Below are 24,506 nucleotides of genomic sequence, written 5' to 3'. Positions count from 1 at the left end.
GAATCAAGCGCATGACTGATGCATCCCCCGCTACCGGACTCGCCCAGATCGGCGTCGTTGGCATGGCCGTCATGGGCTCCAACCTCGCCCGCAACTTCGCCTCCAAGGGCCACACCGTGGCCATCTATAACCGGTCGCCGGAAAAGACGCGCGCCGTCATGGCCGAGCACGGCGCCGAAGGCAACTTCGTCCCCTCGGAGACCATCGAAGACTTCGTGGCTTCCCTCGAGCGCCCGCGCAAGGCGATCATTATGGTGCAGGCCGGCGCCGCCACCGACGCGGTGATCGACCAGCTCGCAACCGCGATGGACGACGGCGACATCATCATCGACGGCGGCAACTCCCTGTTCACCGACACCATCCGCCGCGAGAAGGAGGTCGCCGCGCGTGGCCGCCACTTCGTCGGCGCCGGTATCTCCGGCGGCGAGGAGGGGGCGCTGCGCGGCCCGTCAATTATGCCCGGCGGCCCGAAGGAATCCTGGGAAACCCTCGGCCCCCTGCTCGAGGACATTTCCGCGAAGGTCGACGGCACCCCGTGCGTCACCCACATCGGCCCCGACGGCGCCGGCCACTTTGTCAAGATGGTCCACAACGGCATCGAGTACGCCGACATGCAGGTGATCGGCGAGGCCTACCACCTCCTCCGCTACGGCGCCGGCCTTACGCCCGCCGAGCTCGCGGGCATCTTCAGCACCTGGAACGAGGGCGACCTGGACTCCTACCTCATCGAGATCACCGCCGAGGTGCTGCGCCAGACCGACGCGAAGACGGGCAAGCCGTTCATCGACGTCATCCTGGACGCCGCCGGCCAGAAGGGCACCGGCCGCTGGACGGTCAAGGAGGCGCTCGACCTCGGCGTGCCGGTCACGGGGATCGGCGAGGCGGTGTTTGCGCGCGCGTTGTCGTCGGCAATCGCCCAGCGCGAGGCCGCCCAGCGCATCGGGCTGCCCGCGGGCGAGGTGACCACGCTCGATGACCTCGGCGTGGACAAGGACGCCTTCGTCGAAGACGTGCGCCGCGCGCTCTACGCCTCCAAGCTCGTTGCGTACGCGCAGGGCTTCGACGAGATCAACGCCGGCTCGCAGGAGTACGGCTGGAACCTCGAGCCGGGCGCGCTCGCGCGCATCTGGCGCGGCGGCTGCATCATCCGCGCGAAGTTCCTCAACCGCATCACCGAGGCCTACGAGAACGACCCCAAGCTCCCCTCCCTGCTGCTCGACCCGTACTTCAAGCAGGAGCTCGAGGGCGGGCTTATCGACGCCTGGCGCCGCGTCGTCATCACCGCCACCCAACTCGGCCTGCCGGTGCCGGTGTTCGCGTCGTCGCTGTCGTACTACGACTCGCTGCGCTCGAACCGCCTTCCGGCAGCGCTGATCCAGGGCCAGCGCGACTTCTTCGGCGCGCACACCTACAAGCGCGTCGACATGGACGGTACCTACCACACCACGTGGTCGGGAAGCCGCGAAGAAATCGACGCGTAAGCAAAAACCTACTTATCGGGCGGGGCGGTCGCCGCTGTGGCGGCCAACCGTTTTGCCCGCACCCACGGATCGCCGTGGTTTCTGCCCCGGGGCGTGACGTAGCCTCCGGGGCTTTGCCATACGATCTGCCCGTCGACGCGCTCCATCCGGCCGCGGTGCGGGCGTCCGTTTTGCCGGTTGTGGTACGTGCACAACCAGCAGAGATTGTCAATCGTCGTCGTCCCACCCTTCGACCACTCGTGGATGTGGTGTGCCTCCGAAAAGTCCGCGGGCTGGTTGCAGTCTTTCCACGCGCAGGTGGGCGCATCCGCGCTCATGAGGAGGCGCATCTCGCGGGACGCGTGGCGCAGCGTGGTGCCGTAGAGGTTGATCGGACCGTCGGTTGGCGAGATCAGCGCGATGTACCCGGACTCCCGCAGCTTGCGGTTGATCAGCTCCGCACCGGTGAGCCATTCGCCGTTGGTGAGCTGCACCTCGATCTCGTCGGTGCGCTCGGGGTGCTTGCGCCACTGCGCAAAGTCGCCGATGTCCATGTTGAGCACCGTGGTCAACGCAGTCGCGGGGGCCGCAGTCACGCTTCCGCCTCTCGCCCAGCCCGCCGGGTCGCCCTTCGCCGCCTCAAACAGCGGCAGCACATCGCTGGTGCGCGCGGTGAGGTGCATGGTGGACCAGCCCTGGTCGTGGAACGTGATGCTGGCCTTCGGCTCCCGCGGCCGCGCCGGTTGCAGTTCCTTCTTCAGCGCCCTGGCCCGCCGTGTGATCGCGCGTAGGTCGCCGCGCGTTTCGCACAGCGTGGTGCGATACTTCCACCGGTCCGCGTCCGTCTCCAAGCTTCTCGACGACCGCGCGATAAACGCCAGCGTCTCCAACCGGTGCTGATTTTCGCGCGCCGCCGCGACGCACGCGTCCTGCGCCCGGCGGTTGCGCGCCTGCCCGAAGTAGACCTCGGCCGCGCCCATCAGTTGTTCGGCGCGATCGCGCTCCATCCCGCGGTCGACCAGCGCGTCGACGCTCGACTCCGCCGCATCGGCGATGATGGCAATACCGTTGCGGTCGTGGTGGATGAGGGCGTCGATAAGCGTCATGCCCCAGAGCATAGCCACACCACAACGCTCTGACCAGCGTAAACGGCAAAGTGTGAGAAGTCTTCCAAAACCTGCCGCGGAGGGAACCGCAGGCCCGCCGCATGCGTCTAATAGGGTTTGGGGTTTTCGCGCGCTAAAGTGGTCGCAATGACATCGTCGACACCGTCTCCCACAACTTTCGCCGAGCTCGGCCTGCCACAACCCGTGGTCACAGTGCTCACGCACCAGGGCATCGAGCACCCGTTCCCCATCCAGGAGGCGGCGATCCCGGACGCGCTCGCCGGCCGCGATGTCCTCGGCCGCGGCCCCACCGGATCCGGCAAAACATTCACGTTCGGCCTGCCCATCCTCGCCCGCCTCGCCGGCGCCCCCAGCCGCCCGGGCCACCCGCGCGGCCTCGTGCTCGCGCCCACCCGAGAGCTCGCCGCGCAGATCCGCGAAAGGCTTGACGACGCCGCCGCAGCCCTCGGCCTCCGCATCCTCGAAGTCGTGGGCGGCGTCAACGTGAACAAGCACATCCGCGCGCTTGCCGCCCCCGTCGACCTGCTCGTGGCCACGCCGGGGCGCGCGCAGGACCTCATCGACCAGAAGAAGCTCTCCCTCGACGCGGTGGAAATCACCGCGCTTGACGAGGCCGACCAGATGGCCGACATGGGCTTCCTCCCCCAGGTGCGCAAGCTGCTCGACCGCACGCCCGAGAACGGGCAACGGCTGCTGTTCTCGGCGACGCTTGACGGGGACGTCGAGAAGCTCGTGGCCCGCTACATGCACGACCCGGTGACGCACTCGACCGCGCCCGTCGAGGCGGCGGTGGACACGATGGAGCACGTCCGGCTGCTCGTCGGCGGCCGCGAGGAGCGCAACGAGATCGTCCTCCAGATCGCCGCTCGCGACGGCAAGACGATCATGTTCATGCGTACGAAGCACGGCGTGGACCGCCAGGTGAAGAAGCTGCGCCGCGTCGGCATCAACGCGCAGGGCCTGCACGGCGACAAGGGCCAGGGCGCGCGCACGCGGGCGATCGAGGGCTTCGCCGACGGGTCCACGCCCGTGCTCGTGGCCACGGACATCGCGGCGCGCGGCATCGACATCAACGACGTCTCGCTCGTCGTCCACGTCGACCCGCCCGCCGAGCACAAGGCGTACCTGCACCGCGCCGGGCGCACCGCCCGCGCGGGCACGTCCGGCACCGTCGTCACGCTCGTCATGGACGACCAGCGCCAGGAAGTGGACAAGCTACTCAAGAAGGCGGGTGTCGACGCGCGCGAGGTCCGCGTCACCCCGATGTCGGAAGCGTTAGTTAAAATCACGGGTGCACGCAAACCGGAGGGTGCTCCCCTACCGCCGCCGGGCCAACCTGCGCGTGGGCGTCGTCAAGCGAAGCCCTCGGGCCGCAACAAGCGGCGCGGGAATCGAACACGAAGGAGTCACGGGCGCTAAGTCGCAACCATAATGGACATACTCATATCCATCCTCTCCCTTGCGGGATTCATATTGCTCACCGCCTCAACGGGCCTGTTCGTGGCGATCGAGTTCGCTATGACCGGCCTGGAGCGCTCGACGGTCGACGCGCACGTGAGGGAAAAGGGCGACAAGCGCGCTAAAGCCGTCGCGCGCGACCACGCCAACCTCTCGTTCGCGCTCTCGGGCGCGCAGCTCGGCATCACGCTCACCACCCTTGCTTCCGGCTTCCTCGCGGAGCCGGTGCTGGGCAAGTACTTCGCCCCGCTGCTTGAGCTGGTCGGCTTGGACAAGGACGCATCCAGCGTCGTGGCGATGGTGCTCGCGCTGATCGTCGCGACGCTGCTGTCCATGGTGTTTGGTGAGCTTGTGCCCAAGAACATCGCGATCACCAACCCGCTTGACACCGCCCGGTTCGTGGTCCCGCCGGTCAACGCGTTCAACCGCTTTTTCCGCGGCTTCATCAATTTCCTGAACAGGTCAGCGAACTTCATCGTGCGCAAGCTCGGTATGGAGCCTGCCGATGAGCTTGCGTCGGCGCGCTCCGGCCAGGAGCTGACCGCTATGGTGCGCAGCTCCGCCGAGGCGGGCGGCCTGGACGCCGAGACCGCCGCGGTGATCGACCGCTCGCTGCAGTTCGGCGACACCACCGCCGAGGAGGTCATGACGCCGCGCTCCACCATCGACGCGCTAGATGCCGACGACACCGTCGCCGACCTCATCGCCTTGGCGCGCCAGTCCGGCCACTCGCGCTTCCCGGTGCGCCGCGGCGACCTGGATGACACCGTCGGCGTGGTGCACATCAAAGATGCGTTCTCGGTGGACAAGGCCGACCGTGCAACCACGAAGCTGGCTTCCCTCGCCCGCGAGGTGCCGTTCGTGCCGGGCACGCTCGACGGCGATTCGGTGCTCAACCGGGTCCGCCAGGCCGGGTCGCAGGTCGTCCTCGTCGCCGACGAGTTCGGCGGCACGCAGGGCTTGGTCACCATCGAGGACGTCGTGGAGGAGATCCTCGGCGAGGTCTACGACGAGTACGACGACAAGGAGCAGGAACGCGACTTCCAGCGCATCGGCACCTCGTGGGAGGTTTCGGGGCTCGTGAGGCTTGACGACGTCACCGCCACCACCGGCTACACCGCGCCGGAAGGCCCGTACGAAACCCTCGGCGGCCTGATCATGTCCGTGCTGGGGCGGATCCCCAAGCTGGGCGACAAGGTCGTGCTGCCCAACGCCGCAGAGAACTTCCAGGAGGGGTTCGAATCCGGCGGAGCCGGAACGTGGGTCGGGCGCGTGTCCGCCATGGATGACCGCCGCGTGGACCGGGTGCTGCTCAGCCCCGTCTCCCCCGCGCAGGCTGAGGAAGTTGCTGGGGGTGAGCGTCGATGAGCATTTGGGTCGCAATTCTGCTGATCATTTTCCTCCTCGCGGCCAATGCGTTCTTTGTCGGCGCCGAGTTTGCGCTGGTGTCGTCGCGCCGCGACCGCCTTGAAAACCTGCTCGCCCAGGGAAGGAAGGACGCCAAGGGCGTGCTCGACGCCACCGAGCACCTGTCGATCTACCTGGCGGGCGCGCAGTTCGGCATCACAATCGCCTCGCTGGTGTTGGGTAAGGTCGCCGAGCCGGCGATCGCGCACTACATCGAGGTGCCGTTCCTGGCGCTCAACCTGCCCGAGAACCTGCTGCACCCGGTGAGCTTCGCCATCGCGCTGGTGATCATCTCCTACCTGCACATCCTGCTTGGAGAGATGGTGCCAAAAAACATCGCAATCGCCGGCCCCGAAACCACGGCGATGTGGCTCACCGGCGCGATGACGGTGTGGATCAAGCTCACGCGCCCGGTCATTGAGCTGCTCAACTGGATCGCCCGCAAGACACTTGCGGCGTTCGGCATCGTGCAGCGCGACGAGCTGGATTCCACGGTCGACCAGGAGCAGCTGGCCAACATGATTCAGGAGTCGCGCGAGGAGGGCCTGCTCGACGCCGAGGAGACCGCCCGCCTGGCCAAGGCCCTGCGTTCCGAGACCCGCAATCTGAAGGAAGTGATGATCCGCCTACCGGATCTGAAGACCATCACGCTGCAGCCGTCCGGCATCCGCCTCTCCGCCGTGGAGTCAGCGGTGCGCGATACCGGGTACTCCCGCTTCCCCGTCCAGACGGAGCCGGGCGTGCTGGTCGGCTACATCCACGTCAAGGACATCTTGGACCTCATGGAGTCCGACGACGCTGATCCCCTGGTGCCCAAGAAGCGCATCCGCCCCCTCTCCATCGTCGACGGTGCGCAGACGCTTGACGACGCCCTCACCTCCCTACACCGGCGCTCCGCCCACATGGCACAGGTCCGGGACAACGGCGAGCTGGTCGGCGTGCTGGCGCTCGAGGACCTCATCGAGGAGTACGTGGGCACCGTCGCAGACTGGACCCATGAGGACGAATAGACCGGAGGTGCTCCAGCCGCACGAGTACGAGGCGCTCATCGCGGCGCACGAGGCCCGTGCGGACCAGTGGATCGCCCCGCACCTGGAGCGCCGCACGCACGGCGTCGCGCACCCGGTGTGGGACTTCCTCTTCGAGTACTACCCGCTCCGCCCCGCCCACCTGCGCCGGTGGCACCCGGGAGTGGGGCGCACGCTTGCCGACGCCACCACCCTCCCCCACGCGACCTGGCGAGATTACCGCGTCAACGCTGATGGCACGGTTGGCGTGGACGTCGAGGCGTTTGTCGCCCACCGCGGGAGGGACGTGGAGGCGGTTGGGCGGGTGCTCGGGGGCGTCGAGAAGCGTCCCGCGCACTTTGATTGCTTCGGCCTGCACGAATGGGCAATGGTCTACCGAACGGACACCCCGCGCCACGCGTTGCCGCTGCGACTGGGGCGCGCCGGGACCGATGCTGTGGTTGAGGCGCATCAGCTCAAGTGCACGCACTTTGACGCGTACCGATTTTTCACGCCGCCGGCGCGCCCGCTGAACCTGACCGTGCTCACGCGCGAGGCGCAGGCGGCGAACGACCAGGCAGGCTGCGTGCACGTGGCGATGGACCTGTACAAGTGGGCGACCAAGCTCGGCCCGCTCGTCCCCGGCGAGCTGCTGCTGGACACGTTCGCGCTCGCGCGCGAGGCGCGGAGGCTGGACATGGAGGCCTCGCCGTACGACTGCCGCGAGCTCGGTTTTGGAGTCGTGCCGATCGAGACCGCTGAAGGCAAGGCGGAGTACGTCCGCCGGCAGCGGAAATTGGCGGAAGACGCCGCGCCGCTGCGCAATCGGCTTGTCGCGCTCTTAGAACGCGTGCGGCACGGATAAGATTGCGACAAGGCGCTACCTGCGCGCTGCGCATCCAAGCAGACTCGGCTGACAAGGCGGTATACATGGCACGGCATTCCAACGGTAAGAACAACTACAGGCTGTCCGGCGAGGCGCTGATTGCGCTGCTCGTGGTCCTGCTGCTCATCGCCGGGCTGCTGTGGTTCATCTTTGGTCGCGGTACCGACGCCGACGAGGCGCAGGGCGGCGGCGAGTGCGTCGCCGGAGACGTCGCGCTCCCGGTCGCGGCGTCGGAGCACGCGGTCGCCGAGCAGCTGCTGAAGACTTACCAGGACAGCGCGCCGGTGGTCCGTGACCACTGCGTGAAGCCGCAGCTGGTGGACAACGTTGCGGATGCGGCGGTCTACCTCGCGCCGAACACGCCGGTCACGCAGCAGCAGCTGGCGAACGCGAAGCGCACCGCTGCCGTGTCGGAGCCGGCGATCGTGGCCAACCAGCCGGTCGGCCTGGCGGGCAAAGCCGAGGCGAAGCTTGACCAGCTCGGTTTGGACAATGTGCGCTTCGCAGCGAGCGACGAGCCGTCGGCGTCAGCCGTCGTCGCCGGGACGCTGGCGAAGGGCGACGACCAGGCGGCGGTGAAGGCGCTGACTGATCAGCGCGTCGACTCGCTCGACGGCTTCGACGGAGCTGACGACACTTTCGTCGCGACGTCCGAGGACGCCGTCCCCGAGGGCCTTACGTTCACCCCGATCGATGCCGCCGTTTCCTACGCGGCGATCCCGCTCAACGCGGCCGGCGACGTGACCGAGGACCAGTCGCGGGCGGGTCAGGACTTGGCGCGCTTCTCGGCCGACAAGTTCGATGGGCAGGCCCCACAGCAGCCCGTGATCGCGGAAATGGTCTGGGCCGCGGCACTCCCCGAGGGTGGGGCCGCGCTTACCGACGGCACCGCAAACGACGACGCCGACGCCGCGGACAGCGACGCGAAGGCGAGTGCGAAGAAAGACGCCCCGGAGTCCGAGTCCGCGGCCGGCCCGGTGCAGAACACGCTGTTCCTACTCGACACGTCGGATGGCATGGCACCGTACATCGAGCCGGCGAAGGACGCCGTCGGCGCCGCGGCAGGTGCGGTCGGCGAGCAGGGCAAGATGGTCGGCCTGTGGAACTACTCCTCGCCGCTCAACCCGGGCGTGACCCGCGGGTACCGCGACAACGTCGCTTTGACGGGCAACGCGGGCGACGTCGACCAGGCGGTGCACCGCTTCCTCACCGGCGGCGTGCCGCAGACCCGCGAGGCGGTCCTCGCCGCGGCAGGCGCCGCTGCGCAGTGGGGCGCCCCAGTGCGGATCGTCGTGGTGACCACCGGCACCGCTGACGCCGGAAACGACGAGGAGTTTGCCAACGCGGTCAGGCCGTTCACCGACCAGGGCGTCGACGTCACGGTAGTGCACGTCGGCGGCGAGCCGCAGGACCAGGGGCTGCGCAATGTCGCGTCGTCCGACCAGCACGTCGATGGTGCCGAAGGGCTTACCGACGCCGTGAAGTCGGCCGCCGGCGTGAAGTAGACACGGGGGACGCCCTCGGGCGTGAAAAAATCGCGCCCCGGTCAGTGTGGGGCGCGATGGTGGGAGTGGAGCAGAACCTGCTAGGAGGACTTGCGGCGACGGCGCGCAGCGAGTTCGTCGATCCCGGTGACCTCTGCGACCGGTGCGTCATCCTCGGTGATCACGCGCTCCGACGGGAACGCGGAGATGGTGCCCGAAAGCTCCTTCATAATCTGCGGCACGGCGATGCCGAACACGCCCTGGCCGCCGCCGAGAAGGTCGATGATCTCCTCGTTGCTGCGGCATTCGTAGACCGTTGCGCCGTCCGAGACCAGGGTGATCTCCGCAATGTCGTTCACACCTCGGTCGCGCAGCTTCTCCACCGCGAGGCGGATGTTCTGCAGCGAGATGCCGGTGTCCAGCAGGCGCTTCACAATCTTCAGCACCAGCACGTCCTTGAACGAGTAAAGGCGCTGGGAGCCGGAGCCTTTTGCGCCGCGGATCGACGGGCGGACGAGCTCGGTGCGCGCCCAGTAGTCGAGCTGGCGGTACGTAATGCCGGCAACCTGGCAGGCGATGGGCACGCGGTACCCCACCTCATCCGACGGTCCGATGTCAAAGAGCGATTCCTGAATGGGGGCGTCGCCGGTGGTGCCGTGTCCGTTGTGTGTAGTCACGTAATTACTCCCATGAAGTTTGGCGTAGTGCCTATGTGCTTTATTAAATGCCAAGCATAGGCTTTCGGTCAACCTTTGCACGCGCAACACGCCGAACTCTAACCCTCAACTTCACGTTGAGACTCCCCTCGCCCCACCAACCACATGCGCCCCACCTGCCGCAGTAGGCGCGTGGCGTGCGGATTCCGCGACCGCACGCGGGCCGAACCACGCTCCTCCCCCGAAATCGGGTAGCGCACAGGAACGCCCCCGCGGCGCACATGGATGGAGGCGGGCGGGGGCGGGGGCGTCGGCAAGCGCTAGTGACCCAGTCGGTGACGGAGCTGATTCTTCACCAGCGACGCGTGCAGCGAAACGACGAGCGCGGACATCTGCTGGCCGGTCTCCTCGGCCTGCTGCTGCGCGGTGTCCTTGCCGGACTTCGCAATCGGCTCCGCGACGCGGGCGATGAGGTCGACCTGGCGCGCGGCGGCGGTGCGCAGCGTCTTCAGGTGGCGGATGTCCACGCCGAACTCGCCGAGGTTGAGCGCGGTCGTGACCACCTGGACGTCGTCGGCCGTGTAGTAGCCGGCCACGTCCGGACTAATCAGCCCGGCTTTGGTCAGCTCGGCGACGGTCGCCGCGTCGGTCTCGGCCTGCGCGGCCACGTCGGTGTCGGTGAGCTTGGTGGATGCGGGCGCCCGGAAGTTCTCCGGCGACACCATCGGCGCGCCGCTTTCCGCGTCGGGCGCCATCAGGGCGGCGACCTCACCTGAATCCATCGCCTCGAGCTGCTCGCGGATCACCTTGAGCGGCAGGTAGTTGTCGCGCTGGGTGACCAGGATGTAGCGGAGGCGCTCCACGTCCGCGTCGGTGAAGCGGCGGTAGCCGGACGCGGTGCGCTGCGGGGTGATGAGCCCCTCGGACTCCAGGTAGCGAATCTTGGAGACGGTCACGTCCGGGAACTCCTCGCGGAGGCGTTCAAGGACCACGCCGATCGACATGGTTTTCGCCTGCTGGGTCGTGCCCGTCGGCTTCAGCGGGGAAGTTTTGCGGAGTGCGCTCACTGGTGGTGGATCTTTCGTTGCGTAAAGAGCGCCCCGTTGTCAGGGGCGCGGGTACGTGGGGGCTCTGGTCGGAGCGAGTCTACTTCTCGTCCGCGATAAAGACGAGGCGGAACTTGCCGATCTGGATCTCGTCGCCCGTGGACAGCGTCTGGGAGTTGCGCGGCTCGCGGTTGACGTAGGTGCCGTTGAGCGAGCCCACATCGACAACCTCGAAGGAGTCCTCGGTGCGGCGGAACTCTGCGTGGCGGCGGGACACGGTGACGTCGTCGAGGAAGATGTCTGCCTCCGGGTGGCGGCCCGCGGTGGTCGAGTCCTGGTCCAGCAGGAAGCGAGCGCCGGCGTTCGGGCCGCGCTTAACTACCAGCAGTGCCGCGCCCTCGGGGAGGTTTTCCGCGCCGGTGATGCCGTCCTTGGAGGCGGACGCGCCAGACTCCATCTCCTTCAGCAGGTCCGCACGGAACACCGACGTCGTTTCCACCTGGTTCTGCGGGTTACCGGTGTTATCGCTCATCACTTACTCCTGACTATGTGTGAAATCGGTGCGCCCCGCGTGCACGGGCCAGCGAGACGCACCAATGTCGAGGTTTTCAGTTAGCTGCCTGTCATACTACCGGCTCGAGGCTCCCGCGGGGGTGTTTGCCACCACTCCACAGGATTTCCCCACCTCTCGCCTACCGGAAAATATTGCCAATGCCGGAGATCACGCTGTTGCCCGACCCGGCCAGCGGGTTGTCCGAGACCATGTAAGTCCAGGTGGCGCTGGGCCGCTTCCAGCCGGCGTCGGCGAGGTGGGCGCCGTTGGCGTCGATAGGCACCTGCTCGAACGTGTCGACTGCCTGGTCGACGGCCCGGTTTGCCAGCTCCTTGAACTCGCGCACGGCGATGCGGTGGTACTCGGTGATCGGGGTTTCGCGGGCGATGGCGCGCAGGTGGATGGACTCGCGTACGTCGTCCATGAGCCCGAGGTACTCCGACCACTCAGTGTCGAGGTGGTAGAGCATGATGTCGCGGGCCGCCTGCTCCCGGACCTCCTGCGGCAGGTGCTCCAGCTCCGCGGCGCGCTGCGGGCTACGCTCGGCGAGCTCGCGCCAAGCGGTGTCGGTGTCCAGGAGGACCGCGCGGCGCTGGTCAAGGATGTCGCGGTGGTCGGCGAGCAGCTTGTTGTACTTCCAGGTCTGGGAATGGATCTCCAGCAGCTGGCCTTCAGTGACGCGCTGGCAGTGCTCGACAAACTGCTGGATGCGGTTGGATTCGATCCGGCCGGTCTCGTCCGGGTGGGCGGTGACCTGTTCGTCCGCGCCGCCTGTGGCCACGACGTCATCCTCCAGCGAGACGAAGAACAGGCTCAGGCCCGGGTCGCCCTGGCGGCCTGCGCGCCCGCGGAGCTGGTTGTCCAGGCGTGCGGAGCGGTGGCGCGCTGTACCGATGACCGCCAGGCCCCCGAGCGCCGCGACCTTGTCGTGATCCGCCTCGTCCGCACCGCCGAGGCGGATGTCGGTGCCACGGCCGGCCATCTGCGTCGAGACGGTCACGCGGCCGAGGTCGCCGGCCTCTGCGATGATGCGGGCCTCCTCTGCGTCGTTTTTCGCGTTGAGCACGTTCACGGACACACCGCGGGCCTCCAGCGCCTCGGCGAGCGCCTCGGATTCTGCGACATCGTGGGTGCCCACGAGCACCGGCTGGCGGGTCGAGTTCAGGTGCGCAACCTCGTCGACGATGGCCTTGTTCTTCTCCTCCATCGTGGCGTAGATTCGGTCCGCCTCGTCGAAGCGCTGCAGCTCGTTGGCCCGGTCAATCACAGCGACGTGGAGGTCGTAGAACGAGCGGAGCTGGTCGGTGGCTTCGACCGCGGTGCCGGTCATCCCGCACACGGTTGGGTAGCGACGCATCAGCGCTTGGAGCGTAATGGAGTCCAGGATCCGGCCGCCCTCAGAGACGGTGAGGCCCTCCTTGGCTTCCACGGCCGCCTGCAGGCCATCCGGCCAGCGCTGCAGCTCGGCGACGCGGCCGCGGGAGGCGTCGACAAGCGCGACCTTGCCGTCCTCCACGATGTAGTGGACGTCGCGGATCAGCAGCGCCTTCGCGTGCAGGGCGAGGTTGACGCGCACGAGGGTGTCGCCAATCTGCCCGTCGCCGTAGAGCGAGTCGATGCCCAGCAGGCGTTCCACGTGCTCGGCGCCTTCGTCGGTGAGGAAGACGTTGCGCCCCTCGGCGTCAATCGCGTAGTCCTTGCCCTCGCGCAAGTGGGAGACGGCCTCGGTGATGCGCCCGGTGGTCTGGGTCGCTCCTTCGGAGCCGGCGAGTACGAGGGGGACGAGGGCTTCGTCGACAAGCACGCTGTCCGCCTCGTCGACCAGGGCGACGTCCGCCGGGGCCTGGACGGTCTGAGCGCGCGAGGTGATCTGGTTGTCCCGCAGGTGGTCGAAGCCGATTTCAGTAACGGGCGCGTAGACGATGTCGCTGCGGTAGGCGGCGGTGCGCTCCTCGCGGGAGCTGTTCTCCGTCACGGAGGCGACGCGCAGGCCGAAGAATTCGACGAGCGGGCGCATCCATTCCGCATCGCGGTCCGCCAGGTAATTGTTCACGGTGATGACGTGGACGCGCTTGCCGGTCAGCCCGAACCCCGTGGCCGCCATCGCGCCGACAAGCGTCTTGCCCTCACCGGTGGCCATCTGGATGACGTCGCCCTCGAGCAGGCGCAGGACCGCCTGGTTCTGCACGTCGAACGGCAGCAAGCCGAGCGTGCGCTTGGAGGCGACCGACAGGATGGCAAGGAAGCGCTGCTTGTCCTTGATCGCGCCGTCGGAGACGGTGTCACGGATGGCGGCGGCCAGGGCGGCGTCGTCAAGCTGCTCAATGCTCGGGATCAGCTCGTGGGCGCCGGCAACGATGCCCTTGGATTTCTTGTTGTTGCGCTCAGATGTTGAGCCCATGGCCTTCCAGAACCAGTCGAATGCTCCCATACGCTTGACCGTCCTTCCTCGTCGCACTGTGATCGCTCTGCATCGCTCTGTCGCCGCAGTATTGCCTCAAAGTTTAGGCGCAGCGGCTTTACCCCCGCGATGCAGGTCGCGGGAGGACTGTTGTTGCTAGCTTATTTGTGCCTTAGATTGTATTGAAGCCAGTCTCGCAGCAGCCTCGAAGCAGCGCGAATCAACCACACACAAGGGGAAGTCCGCGACATGAAATCTCTCAACCTGAAAATTCCGTCCTCCACGGGCGTGGAGCTTGCCGCAACGATGGACCGTCCGGACGGCCCGGCGAAGGCGTACGCCATCTTCGCGCACTGCTTCGCGGGCTCCCGCCACACCCCCGGCGCATCGCGTATTTCCAAGCGCCTGACGGAGCACGGGATTGCCACCGTGCGCTTCGACTTCCCCGGCCTGGGTCAGTCCAAGGGTGAGTTCGCCGAGACCTCGTTTAACCAAAACGTTGATGACATCGTGGCCGTGGCGCAGTGGATGGAGGAGAACTACACCGCCCCGCAGCTCATTATGGGCCACTCGCTCGGCGGCGCGGCAACGCTCAAGGCCGCGACGCGCCCGGAGCTGAAGAAGATGCTCAAGATGGTGGCCACCGTCGGCGCGCCCTTCGATCCCGCCCACTCCGTGTTGCACTACGCCGACAAGATCGGCGAGGCGGATCGCAACGGCTCGGTGCACGTCACGCTGGGCGGCCGCGACCTGGTCATCTCGCGTCACTTCCTCGAGGACCTCGCGGAGACCAACCCGGAGGAGTACCTGGGCAAGATCCGTAAACCGCTGCTGCTGGTGCACTCGCCTATCGACGTCACCGTGGGCATCGACAACGCCCAGACCATCTTCCAGCTCACCCGCTACCCCAAGTCGCTCATGGCGCTTGACAAGGCCGATCACCTGCTCACGCGCCAGGGCACCGCGCAGCGCGCCGCCGACATCATCGGCTCGTGGGCCCAGCAGTACATCGTGCCGGAGTTCACCCCGGAGCCGACTGGCGATTCCACCGCGATCTCCTACTCCGCCCGCGGCACCAAGTACGGCGATGTGGTGCGCACTTCGAACCGCGAGATCACCACGGACCGCGCGAAGAACGCCGGCGGCAAGGGCCAGGGCGTGACGTCCACCGGCCTGTTCATGTCCGCGCTCGCGGCCTCGTGCTCGCAGGCCATCAGGAGCGCGGCCAAGGGCATGAAGCTTGACGACGTCCGCGTGGAAGTCACCCACGACGCCGACACCACCTTCACCCGCCACATCACGCTCTACGGCGACCTCACCGACGAGCAGGTCCAGACGCTGCGCGCCGCCGGCGCCGCGTCCACCGTCGACGGCTACATTGCCGCAGGCGACATCACGACCACGGTAGATACCGCCACCGTCGAGCAGCGCCGCGAGCGCGACAAGCAGCGCTAACGTGGCGGGCGTCAGGCGGCAACAGCCGCGCATCGCGGACATGCAACCGTGCCCCTGCGGCACCGGTAAGCCCTACGCGGCGTGCTGCGGCGCGCTCCACCGAGGCGCCAAGGCACCGACCGCCGAGGCGTTGATGCGCTCGCGCTACACCGCCTTCGTGGGCGGCCTCGCGGACTACCTGCACTCCACCTGGGCGCGGGCAACGCGCCCGGCGTTGTCGGAGCTTCCCACCGAAGGCCTTGCGTTCAATCGCCTGCAGATTGTGCGCACCCAGGGCGGCTCACTCTTCGATTCCGAGGGCGTGGTCGAGTTCGCAGCCTACTCCCCCGCCGGCGTGCAGCGCGAGGTCTCGCGCTTCGTCCGCGAGGACGGCGCGTGGGTCTACCTGGACGGCGATGTACGGTAGCAAGGTTTGCCCGCTGACCTGGCAATTTTCCGTTTCGAGTGACAGTGTTGTACTCTAGCCGAGTTACCGCGAATGCAGTAACGGACGGGCTGTGGCGCAGTTTGGTAGCGCACCACACTGGGGGTGTGGGGGTCGCAGGTTCAAATCCTGTCAGTCCGACAATTTTCTTTATGGGGGTTCGGGGGTTCTGAATCCCCTCGCGGGAACAATTTCCTTCCGCATGCCGCGGAAACAGCCACCGCCACGACGCCTGCTGCGTGGCGTCGTAAAGCTCCTCGAGCTCTTTCTGCGCCGCGCGGCACACTTCGTCCTCCCGGCCCTGGGCATTGTACTTCCAGCGACTTATCGAGAGCGCTCCCCGCTCGGTATCCACCTGCGCAGCGCAGCCGCCGTTTGCGCCTTCCGTCACCGTATAGAGCCCCGGCACCGTGGAATCTGGGTGTTCAATCTGGCTGCCACCCAGCGACTTGATTGTGTTCTCTCCTACCGTCGAGATCATGATTCGCCGAGTCTCTTGCGCGGACGGGTCGGCGGTGTTGCACGACATGACGACGCCCGGGTCGCCAAACTCGCTATCAAAGGCCTCGACGCCGGTAATCCCCGCGGCCGCGTATTCCTCTGCTGAGATACCCGTGCAGGGGTCGAAAAGGTTGCCTTCTACCTCATCTGAGTAGAACTCGCCGATTGCGAGGTCTCCGCTGGCAAAATGGAATACCGGCGGCGCGTCGGGTGCCGATTGTTCCTCTGTATCGCTACTGCACGCCGAGACGGCGAGGAACGCCTGCGCGATCATGAGGGCTGCGAGTACTCGACGATCGTTGGCGCTCATTTACTGCTCCTCCTCATCGGTGTTCACAGCCTTGTAGAGGTTTTCGATTGTCTCCCGCGCGACTTGGCAGCTATCAACATCTTCGCTCCCGAGTCCCTGGGCCGACATCTGCACTTTCAGTCCGCCCCGTTCCGTATCGACTTGTGCGATGCACACTCCAGACAAATCACTGGTGATGGTGTACAAACCGGGAACGACCGATTCTGGGTACTCCAGGTGGTTATCCGAACTTGTCTTGTATCCCGCTTCGCTCCTGCTCCCGCCGGAAATTACGAGGCGTTGTCCGACCTTGTCCTCGTAGAGACCGGTGTCGCACGAGTTGTACCCGGGCACTTGTTGATCGGCCGGCACCGGCCTCACATCCGGAATGCCAGCCGCCTCGTACTCCTCCGGGGAAATCTCCGTGCACGGGTCGAACAGATTGCCCTCGACAGAACTGCTGGAAAACTCCCCGATCGCCAACGTCCCGCTCTTAAACTGAAACTCCGGCACCGTCGGAACTTCCTCCGACGCGCTACACGCGCTCAGCGAGAGCCCGACAACAACCGCTCCCGCGTAACTACCAACCGATGCTCGCATAAGCATCTCCTTACTGCTGAGGCTGAACCAAGTTCGCACACAGTATCCCGTAGGAGAGGGAGCACCGCCACTTATGTCACACACCGTCCGCAGGAGCGATCCGCGACACAACGGCAGCCGGCTACACGCACACCTTCAGCGCGCCCGCGTCGACGGAGATCTCCACCGCCGTCACCTCACCCACGGGGTCCCCGTCCACTTCGAAGATTTCCGGCTCTGCAAACGAGGCCCGCGCGTAGCTGCCCCGCGAGTACAGCAGGTCCGCAAATTCCACCACCGCCGGATCAGGCTTCCGCCCGCGGAGTTTCGCCGCCTTGTTGACCACAAGGTTGAGGCCGATTTTCGCCCACCCGACGGGACCGCGCGGCGCCATGCCGACGGCATCGAGGACGCCGTCGTCCGGCCTGGCCTCAGGCAACAACGGCACCTGATTGATCAGCTCTCCGCAGTTACCAAAGATCAGCGTGTGCAACCGCTGCGAGTGAGTATGGTCCCCGTCCACCACGAAGGACGCCTTGATCCGGTTGCCGCCGCGCAGCGACTTCGCAATCCCGGAGACGTACGCCAGCGGACCGATCTTCTTCTTGAGCCCCTCGTCGGTGTACTCGATCATCTGCGCGTCCAGGCCGACACCGGCCATCACCACGAAGCCGAGACGCTCGTTGGAGCCGTCGGGGCGTGAAAGTTTGGCGCGGCAGACGTCGATAAGCTTGTGCTCCCCGCGAAACGCCCGCCGCACGGACTCCTCGAGGCCGAGGTCGAGGCGCAGGTTGCGCGCGAGCAAGTTGCCGGTGCCGGTCGGCACGATGCCCAGCGCGATGCCGGATCCCGCAAGCGACGTGGCGATCTCGCGCACCGTCCCGTCGCCGCCGGCCACCAGTACAAGCTCGACGTCCGGGTGGTGCGCCGCGGCCACCTCCGCCTCGCCGGAATCGTCCGGTGTGGTGCGCACCCACTCGATGTGCCAGCCGTCCGGCGCGTAGCGCTCGACCTGGGAGCGCAGCGTCGTCTCATCGATCTTGACCGGGTTGTACACCACAATGGCCGTCCTGGTCGCGTCGTCAGAGTTCTGCATCACAATGCCCAAGCATAGGGCACCTGGCGCACATTACGGGTCCGACACTGAGCCAAACGGCACGCCGAAAAACGCCAGCTGCGTTCGTGTGGCAAATCCTGCAGAGGTCGTCCGCGACGAATCCACCGTGCCGCCCTGCCAAATGTGCGGGCCGCCGTCCACGCGGTAGTGCACCAACGGCGCGTCGCAGCCGTCCCACCGCAGCTCGGTCACGGTGTCTGAAAGCGGCTTTTCCACGTACTCCGCGTCGCAGTGGTTGCGCTCCGCCGCCTCCGCCAGCATTGCCTCGACGGACTCGTACGCCGTGTCGTGGCGCTGGCCGCCGAAGTAGCTCATCACGGAGTCGTTCGTGCCGTGAAAGTCCACGTGCTTAATCGGGATGGAGGAACACCCCTGCGAGACGCGCTGGTAGAACGCCGCCGACACCGACGCCACCGCAGTAAAATCCTGCGGGCGCTGGCAGCCCACGTAGGAGGCGAACCCGCCCCCGTTGGACAGCCCCGTGGCAAACACTCGCGCCTTGTCCACCGAGAATTCGCCTGTCACCTGCTCGCGCACGGCGTCCACGAACGCCAGGTCGTCCCCGCCGGTCGTCTTGGCGTACGGGGCGGGCGCCCACGCCCGGTCCACGCCATCCATGTACACAACGATGGCATCTGCCCCATCGAGCTGCGAGTACTTCCGCATCGACGCCGCGTCCTCCATGTACCCGTGGAACGCAAAGATCAGCGGGAGCCGCGAGCGCTCCCGCGCGCCCGCCGGCAGGCTCAAGAGGAAGCTCCGGTCTCGCTGGCCCACCTTAATGGTGCGCCGCTGCGTCTCCGGCTTGCTCCACGGCTGCACCTCGGCAACCTCGTCCCGCGGAGTGGAGGGCGCGATCAGGTCAGCGTCGGCGGCGTCCAGCTGCTCGCCGCTCCCGCAACCAGCGCTGCTCAGCGCCAGGCCCGCCGCGACGAGCAGCGCCACGAGGCGCCGTGCTGCCATAGTTCCTCCATCAAGATTCGTATCGGTAGATTAGTCCATTATGAAGCCGAGTGGGAAGCAGCAGCCAGCGTTCCGCGACGCACAGCATCGCAGCAGCTCAGCCAGTGCGTTCAACAGCGGTGCAGTGCTTTACGACGCCGTCCGTCCCTCCTACCCGCCCTCAGTCCTAGCCCTCATCGCGGACTTTCCCCAGCGCGCCGGCGGCACCCGCATCGTGGACATCGGCGCCGGGACCGGCAAGCTCACCGAGCTCCTCGGCGCCGGGGCCGACTCCGAGTCCACGCGCCGGGTCCTCGCCTGCGACCCGTCCGCGGACATGGTCCGCGTCCTGCGGGACAAGCTGCCCTACGTCCCCGCCTGGCGGGCGACGGCCGAAGCAACCGGGCTAGCCGACGGCGCCGTCGACGCCGTCACTTGCGCGCAAACCTGGCACTGGGTGGACACCGCGACGGCGAGCGCGGAGGCCGCGCGCATCACGAGCCCGGGCGGCAAGCTCCTGCTGTGCTGGAACACCCTTGCCGTCAACCACCCGTGGGTGCTGCGCTTAAGCCGCATCATGCACTCCGGCGACGTCCAGCGCGCCGGGTTCTACCCCGACGTAGCAACCCCGTGGACGCTGGAGGGCGAGGTGCGCGACACCTGGGCGCAGATCGTCACCACCGACGAGTGCTTCGAGCTCATGGCCTCGCGCTCGTACTGGCTGCGCGCCAACGAGAAGACGCGCGCGAAGATGGTGGCCAACCTGGACTGGTACCTGCACGACCGCCTCGGCTTCGAGCGCGGCCAGCGCATCCCCCTTCCCTACCGCGCGGACGCGTTTGTGTACGGGAAGGAGGGGTGAGCGGGGGCGTCGATAAGCCAGCGGCCCCTACTTGCGGCGGCGAGGGTTGCGCTCGCGCACGCGCACGGCGATGCGCACCGGCGTGCCGTGGTAGCCGAACTGCTCGCGGAACTTACGCTCCAGGTAGCGGCGGTAACCGGCGTCCAGGAAGCCGGTGGTAAACAGCACCAGTGTCGGCGGGCGGGTGGTCGCCATCGTGGCGAAGAGCAGCTTGGGCAGGCGGTTGTTCTTCATCGGCGGCGGGTTCGCCGCGATCGCCTCGCGCAGCCAGTTGTTCAGCTGGCCGGTGGAGACGCGCTTGTCCCAGTTCTCCAGCGCCTGCGCCATCGCCGGCTCGAGGCGGTGCAGGCCACGGCCGGTGTCCGCGGAGATGTTGAGCTTGGTCACCCACGGGAGGTGCCCCATCATCTCGTCGAACTCGCGGTCAAAGTAGTAGCGGCGGTCCTCGTCCATGAGGTCCCACTTGTTAAAGCAGATGACCATCGCCTTGCCGGCCTCCAGCACCATGGAGATGACGCGCTGGTCCTGCTCGGAGATCTCTTCGGAGGCGTCGATGAGCACCACGCAGACCTCCGCCGCGTCGATCGTGCCGCGGGTGCGCAGGCTGGCGTAGTACTCGTGCCCCTGCGCGTTCTTCACCTTCTTGCGCAGGCCAGCGGTGTCGATGAACTTCCACAGGTGCTCATCCAGCTGGATCATCTCATCCACCGGGTCCACCGTGGTGCCAGCGACGTTGTCTACCACCGAGCGGTGCGACTTGGACAGCTTGTTCAGCAGGCTGGACTTGCCCACGTTCGGGCGGCCCACCAGCGCGACTCGGCGTGGACCGTCCGTGATGGAGGATTTCGCGCGCGGCTCGTCCGGGAAGAGGCGCAGAATCTCGTCCAACACGTCGGCGCCTCCGCGGCCGTGCAGCGCGGAGACGGGCCACAGGTCGCCCAGGCCGAGCCCGTAGAACTCGGCGGCGTCGCCCCACTGGGATTCGGATTCAAACTTGTTCGCCACCAGGATCACCGGGACCGGAGAGCGCTGCAGGTTGCGCGCCATCACGGAATCCGTCTCCGTGATGGCGGTCTGCGCGTCCACCACCATGACGATCACATCGGCCGTTTCCATCGCGGCCTCCGCCTGGCGGGCGATCGCGCCGTGGATGCCGCGGGCGTTCGGGTCCCAGCCGCCGGTGTCTTGCACCCAGAAGCGGCGCCCGCCCCACTCGGCCAGGTAGCTCACGCGGTCACGAGTCACACCCGGGTGGTCCTCCACCACGGCCTCGCGGCGGCCGAGGAAGCGGTTGACCAGGCTGGACTTGCCCACGTTCGGACGGCCGACGATGGCCACGGTGGGCAGGTTCTCCTCCACCACGTTCGGGCGCATGATGCCGAAGGCCTCTTCGACCTCGGCCCAGTCCTCGTCGGTGTAGTCGTCCGTGTTTTCAGGGCCCTCGCTGTCCTCGCCGTAATCGGGGGCTGCGAAATCGGCGTCGTCGAAATCATTGACGTCAAAGTCGGCGTCGTAGAACTCCGCGTCGTCGGCACCTACCTCGGCGGGGTCCAGGTCCTCGTAGCCGGACGCGTCGATCCCAGGCTGAATGAACTGGGTTTCCGGTTCCTCGCGGTGTGTCATTTCGCGCTCCTTTCAATCAGCCCGGTCAGGGCGTCAAGCACCTGCTCGGGGGTCATCTCGGAGGTGTCGATGACCTCCGCGTCCTCCGCGGGCTTCAGCGGGCTGGTCGCACGGGACGAGTCGAGCTCGTCGCGGCGCTGCACGTCCGCGAGCACGGTGTCAAAGTCGGCGTTGCGTCCCGCGGCGATGTCCTGGTCGTAGCGGCGCTGCGCGCGCACCTGGGCCGAGGCGGTCATGAAGGCCTTCGCGGGGGCGTCGGCAAGCACCACCGTCCCGATGTCGCGCCCCTCCACGATGGCGCGGTGGGCCTCGCGGGCCAGCTTGCGCTGGAGCTCGACCAAGTTCACGCGGACTTGTGGAATGGCGGAGACGGCGGAGACGTTGCGGGTGACCTCCGGGCCGCGGATCTCGCCCGAGACGTCCTCGCCGCCGAGGAGCACCTGCTTGGAATCTGGGTCGTCGGAGACTTCGAGCGGCAGATCGGCGGTCGCCGCCACCACCGCGTCGGTGTCGGCCGGGTCGACTCCGGCGCGGAGCACCGCAAGCGTGGCCACGCGGTACATCGCGCCCGTATCCACGTACTTCGCGCCCAGCGACTTCGCCAGCGCGCGGCAGGTGGTGGACTTGCCGGTCCCGGAAGGGCCGTCGACGGCGAGAATGAGCCCGCCGTCCGGCATGTTCGAAAGCTGCGTTGCGTCAGCCATTACATATCCACCACCTTGTACAGGGAGGCCAGCTCGGCAGAGTTCAGCACGCGCATGGAACCGGGCTTCATGTCTCCCAGCTGAACGGTGTGCACCTTGGTGCGCACCAGGCGCTGCACCGGGAAGCCGCATTCCTTGAGCATGCGGCGCACGATGTGCTTGCGGCCCTCGTGCAGCTCCACGCGGACGATGGACTGGCCGTTGTGCACGTCGACGATCTGCGCGTAGTCGACGGTCACGGTGCCGTCGTCAAGCACGACGCCCTCCTTCAGCTTCTTCACCAGGTCGCCCTTGGCCTCGCCCAGCACCGTTGCCAAGTAGGTCTTGGTCACCTTGTACTTCGGGTGCGTGAGGCGGTTGGCCAGCTCGCCGTCGTTGGTCAACAGGAGGAGCCCCTCGGTGTCGGCGTCGAGGCGGCCCACGTGGAACAGGCGCTGCCCGGCCGCGGTGCGCTCGGACAGGTAGGAGCCGACGGAGATGCGGTCCATCTCGTCGCGCATCGTGGTGTGCACCCCGCGCGGCTTATTAAACGCGACGTACTCCAACTCCTCGTTGACGTTGATGCGGGTGCCGTCGACGCGGATGATGTCCACATTGGGGTTCACGCGCGTGCCCTGGACGGTGATGATCTTGCCGTTGACCTCCACGCGGCCTTGGTCAATCATCACCTCCGCGTGGCGGCGCGACGCCACGCCGGCCTGCGCGAGCACTTTTTGCAGGCGAATGCCTTCGGACTTCTGCTTCCGGGCCTTCTTGGCACCCGTGGCACCCTTGTCATCGTCGTCCCACCAGTTATCTTCCAACGGGTGGGGCTCGTTCTTGCGGGCGTTCTCGCGCCGCTTGTCCAGTCGGACGTGCTGCTTCTTCGCCGGCTTTGCGTACGAAGGGTAGAACGTTTCGTCCTTCCCCTTGTCCGGTGTGCCGTCTCGGCGAGCGGGAGGAGTCATCCTGAATCCTTTGCAAACGTATTGGGGTTGTGCGGGCCACCGAAAACGGTGCGCCCAAGTTCGTGGCAGAGTCTACCAGGACTTGGTGTTCTACCACGCATCCTCGATCGCGTCTACCTCTGGCAACAGCGGCGCCAGGTCCGGCAGTCGCGACAGCGAATCGATCCCCAGCAGCTCAAGGAACAGCTCCGTCGTCACGTAGCGGTGTGCGCCGGTGGCCTCGTCCGGATCGACCTCGGCAATGAGACCGCGCAGGGTCAGCGTGCGCATCACCCCATCCACGTTGACACCGCGCACGCCAGCGACCTGCGCGCGCGTCACCGGCTGGCGGTACGCCACCACCGCGAGCGTCTCAAGTGCGGCGCGACTCAGCTTCGTTTGCGTGCCGTCCAGGACGAACGCCTCGACCGCATCGGCGTTGTGCGGCCGCGTGTAGAGCCGCCATCCCTCCTGCGTTTCGCGCAGCTCGATCCCGCTGCCCCGCGCGTCAAGCTCGCCGGCCCACTCGCGCAGCACAGCGTCCACGTCTTCCCGTGTCGCGTCCAGCACCCTCGCCAGGTCCTCCGCCTCGACGGGGTTGTCCACCACAAGCAGGATCGATTCCACGCGCGAGCGCAGCTGCGAGACCATCGGCATGTCCATGTCGCACATTGTAGGGGGCCGAGTGCTTGTCGACGCCTCCCCGCCCCCACCAATCGCGCACTACCTAGCACTGCCTAGCTCCAGTTGCTTGCCGCGACCACCGCGGGGTCCACGTCGAGCCCGGTCCACGACACCTCCAGCGGCCCCAGCGCCTCCTCCTGCTTCGTCTCCACGGCGCGCGCCTTGTACAGCTCGAGCAGCGCGAGGAACCGGCCGACGATCTCCATGGACAGCGCGCAATCCTTGGTCAGCGACGCGAAAGAAAGCCACTGCGTCGCCCCGACCAGCTTCAGCGTTTCCAGAATCCGCCCGGCTTGCTCCGGCACGGAGACCTGCACGGCGTGCAGGTGGTCAACGCCGACCTCCTCGGGCGGCTTCGGCCGGAAGACGCTGGCGGCAAGCTCCGCAAAACTGGCCGGGGTATGTCCCAGGCGCACGGGCGGCAGCAGGTCCACGAACTGTGGCTCCATGGACACCGCGCGCGGGTACCGGCGCCTGGCATGCTTCTGCCACTGCGCAAACTGGTCGGCGACCTGCTGGTACGCGCGGTACTGCAGCAGGCGGGCGAAGAGGAGGTCGCGCGACTCCAGCAGTTCGAGGTCCTCGATCTCGTCGGCGTCGCCACGCGGCACCAGGCGCGCCGCTTTGAGGTCCAGGAGCGTGGCCGCGACGAGGATGAACTCCGTGATCTCGTCCAGGTCGGCGGTCTCTCCAAGCGCCCGCGTGTACGCGATGAACTCATCGGTCACCTCTGCAAGCGCCACCTCGGTGACGTCCAGCTTCTTCGAGCTAATCAGGTTGAGCAGCAGGTCGAAGGGGCCCTCAAAGTTGTTGAGCACGAGGCGGAAACCGGTGATCTCGGGCTGCTCGCCCGCCTGCCCACTCGCTTGCGCTCCGTCGCGCGCTTCTGCCCCGGTGTGCGGGTCGCTCACGCCG

General features: G+C 67.0%; 22 protein-coding genes, 1 tRNA gene and 1 pseudogene. 10 read left to right on the top strand and 14 right to left on the bottom strand.

What is annotated here, in order from left to right:
- Positions 1-11 precede the first annotated feature (11 nt).
- Entirely contained in the window at positions 12-1,481 is a 1,470-nt protein-coding gene (gene gndA, locus FPH17_RS00190) for an NADP-dependent phosphogluconate dehydrogenase (RefSeq protein WP_154878242.1), read from the top strand.
- 8 nt (positions 1,482-1,489) lie between these two features.
- On the opposite strand, the gene FPH17_RS00185 is transcribed toward gndA, so the two are convergent.
- A complete protein-coding gene (locus FPH17_RS00185; protein WP_167496748.1) occupies positions 1,490-2,566 on the bottom strand; it encodes an HNH endonuclease signature motif containing protein in 1,077 nt (358 codons plus the stop codon).
- A 147-nt stretch (positions 2,567-2,713) separates the two neighbouring features.
- On the opposite strand from FPH17_RS00185, the gene FPH17_RS00180 reads away from it, so the two are divergent.
- From FPH17_RS00180 to FPH17_RS00160, 5 genes are all read left to right on the top strand, one after another.
- Positions 2,714-4,006, top strand: coding sequence for a DEAD/DEAH box helicase (locus FPH17_RS00180; RefSeq protein WP_154878240.1), 1,293 nt, complete (start codon positions 2,714-2,716; stop codon positions 4,004-4,006).
- 12 nt (positions 4,007-4,018) lie between these two features.
- Positions 4,019-5,413 carry a hemolysin family protein gene (locus FPH17_RS00175; RefSeq protein WP_154878239.1) on the top strand — a complete coding sequence of 465 codons (1,395 nt, stop codon included), beginning with the start codon at positions 4,019-4,021 and terminating at the stop codon, positions 5,411-5,413.
- Positions 5,410-6,462, top strand: a complete 1,053-nt coding sequence (locus FPH17_RS00170) for a hemolysin family protein (protein ID WP_154878238.1) — start codon at positions 5,410-5,412, stop codon at positions 6,460-6,462. Before FPH17_RS00175 ends, FPH17_RS00170 begins: the two co-directional genes overlap by 4 nt.
- On the top strand, positions 6,449-7,324 hold the full coding sequence (locus FPH17_RS00165) for a 3-methyladenine DNA glycosylase (protein WP_154878237.1): 876 nt from the start codon (positions 6,449-6,451) through the stop codon (positions 7,322-7,324). The genes FPH17_RS00170 and FPH17_RS00165 overlap by 14 nt, the downstream gene beginning before the upstream one ends.
- Before the next feature lie 65 nt (positions 7,325-7,389).
- A complete protein-coding gene (locus FPH17_RS00160) occupies positions 7,390-8,850 on the top strand; it encodes a VWA domain-containing protein (protein ID WP_154878236.1) in 1,461 nt (486 codons plus the stop codon).
- Between the two features lie 80 nt (positions 8,851-8,930).
- Here the strand turns inward: FPH17_RS00160 and FPH17_RS00155 are convergent, their stop codons facing one another.
- From FPH17_RS00155 to secA2, 4 genes are all read right to left on the bottom strand, one after another.
- The gene (locus FPH17_RS00155) at positions 8,931-9,506 is read right to left on the bottom strand and encodes a MerR family transcriptional regulator (RefSeq protein WP_095536121.1); all 576 of its coding nucleotides are present in this window, start codon (positions 9,504-9,506) and stop codon (positions 8,931-8,933) included.
- A 299-nt stretch (positions 9,507-9,805) separates the two neighbouring features.
- The gene (ftsR, locus tag FPH17_RS00150) at positions 9,806-10,552 is read right to left on the bottom strand and encodes a transcriptional regulator FtsR (RefSeq protein WP_331252963.1); all 747 of its coding nucleotides are present in this window, start codon (positions 10,550-10,552) and stop codon (positions 9,806-9,808) included.
- A gap of 79 nt (positions 10,553-10,631) precedes the next feature.
- On the bottom strand, positions 10,632-11,063 hold the full coding sequence (gene odhI, locus FPH17_RS00145; protein WP_095276690.1) for an oxoglutarate dehydrogenase inhibitor Odhl: 432 nt from the start codon (positions 11,061-11,063) through the stop codon (positions 10,632-10,634).
- Positions 11,064-11,223: 160 nt separating this feature from the next.
- On the bottom strand, positions 11,224-13,515 hold the full coding sequence (gene secA2, locus FPH17_RS00140) for an accessory Sec system translocase SecA2 (protein ID WP_154878235.1): 2,292 nt from the start codon (positions 13,513-13,515) through the stop codon (positions 11,224-11,226).
- A gap of 219 nt (positions 13,516-13,734) precedes the next feature.
- On the opposite strand from secA2, the gene FPH17_RS00135 reads away from it, so the two are divergent.
- The 3 genes from FPH17_RS00135 (at position 13,735) to FPH17_RS00125 (ending at position 15,505) form a co-directional block, all read left to right on the top strand.
- Positions 13,735-14,940 carry a bifunctional alpha/beta hydrolase/OsmC family protein gene (locus FPH17_RS00135; RefSeq protein WP_154878234.1) on the top strand — a complete coding sequence of 402 codons (1,206 nt, stop codon included), beginning with the start codon at positions 13,735-13,737 and terminating at the stop codon, positions 14,938-14,940.
- Between the two features lie 40 nt (positions 14,941-14,980).
- A complete protein-coding gene (locus FPH17_RS00130; RefSeq protein ID WP_095547088.1) occupies positions 14,981-15,346 on the top strand; it encodes a YchJ family protein in 366 nt (121 codons plus the stop codon).
- Between the two features lie 85 nt (positions 15,347-15,431).
- Positions 15,432-15,505 (top strand) — tRNA-Pro (locus FPH17_RS00125).
- A gap of 124 nt (positions 15,506-15,629) precedes the next feature.
- Here the strand turns inward: FPH17_RS00125 and FPH17_RS12180 are convergent.
- From FPH17_RS12180 to FPH17_RS00105, 4 genes and pseudogenes are all read right to left on the bottom strand, one after another.
- Positions 15,630-16,139, bottom strand: a pseudogene (locus FPH17_RS12180) (DUF3558 family protein); the annotation flags it as partial.
- A 36-nt stretch (positions 16,140-16,175) separates the two neighbouring features.
- Positions 16,176-16,754 carry a DUF3558 domain-containing protein gene (locus tag FPH17_RS00115; RefSeq protein WP_095536116.1) on the bottom strand — a complete coding sequence of 193 codons (579 nt, stop codon included), beginning with the start codon at positions 16,752-16,754 and terminating at the stop codon, positions 16,176-16,178.
- A 121-nt stretch (positions 16,755-16,875) separates the two neighbouring features.
- Entirely contained in the window at positions 16,876-17,829 is a 954-nt protein-coding gene (locus FPH17_RS00110) for a diacylglycerol/lipid kinase family protein (protein ID WP_233126975.1), read from the bottom strand.
- A gap of 33 nt (positions 17,830-17,862) precedes the next feature.
- Positions 17,863-18,813, bottom strand: coding sequence for a CE1 family esterase (locus FPH17_RS00105; RefSeq protein ID WP_154878233.1), 951 nt, complete (start codon positions 18,811-18,813; stop codon positions 17,863-17,865).
- A 40-nt stretch (positions 18,814-18,853) separates the two neighbouring features.
- Between FPH17_RS00105 and FPH17_RS00100 the strand changes: the two genes are divergently transcribed.
- On the top strand, positions 18,854-19,654 hold the full coding sequence (locus tag FPH17_RS00100) for a class I SAM-dependent methyltransferase (RefSeq protein WP_154878232.1): 801 nt from the start codon (positions 18,854-18,856) through the stop codon (positions 19,652-19,654).
- A 27-nt stretch (positions 19,655-19,681) separates the two neighbouring features.
- On the opposite strand, the gene der is transcribed toward FPH17_RS00100, so the two are convergent.
- The 5 genes from der to FPH17_RS00075 form a co-directional block, all read right to left on the bottom strand.
- Positions 19,682-21,277 (bottom strand): ribosome biogenesis GTPase Der, encoded by a 1,596-nt coding sequence (gene der, locus FPH17_RS00095; protein ID WP_095276709.1) that lies wholly within the window; start codon positions 21,275-21,277, stop codon positions 19,682-19,684.
- Positions 21,274-21,981 carry a (d)CMP kinase gene (cmk, locus tag FPH17_RS00090; protein ID WP_095536551.1) on the bottom strand — a complete coding sequence of 236 codons (708 nt, stop codon included), beginning with the start codon at positions 21,979-21,981 and terminating at the stop codon, positions 21,274-21,276. The genes der and cmk overlap by 4 nt, the downstream gene beginning before the upstream one ends.
- A complete protein-coding gene (locus tag FPH17_RS00085; protein WP_095536110.1) occupies positions 21,981-22,928 on the bottom strand; it encodes a pseudouridine synthase in 948 nt (315 codons plus the stop codon). Before FPH17_RS00085 ends, cmk begins: the two co-directional genes overlap by 1 nt.
- A 90-nt stretch (positions 22,929-23,018) precedes the next feature.
- A complete protein-coding gene (scpB, locus tag FPH17_RS00080; protein ID WP_167496747.1) occupies positions 23,019-23,579 on the bottom strand; it encodes an SMC-Scp complex subunit ScpB in 561 nt (186 codons plus the stop codon).
- A 65-nt stretch (positions 23,580-23,644) separates the two neighbouring features.
- Positions 23,645-24,427 (bottom strand): segregation and condensation protein A, encoded by a 783-nt coding sequence (locus tag FPH17_RS00075; RefSeq protein ID WP_233125709.1) that lies wholly within the window; start codon positions 24,425-24,427, stop codon positions 23,645-23,647.
- Positions 24,428-24,506 lie beyond the last annotated feature (79 nt).

Source organism: Corynebacterium gottingense (assembly GCF_007559235.1).
GTDB lineage: Bacteria > Actinomycetota > Actinomycetes > Mycobacteriales > Mycobacteriaceae > Corynebacterium > Corynebacterium gottingense.
This window is presented reverse-complemented; position numbering and strand designations above follow the sequence as displayed.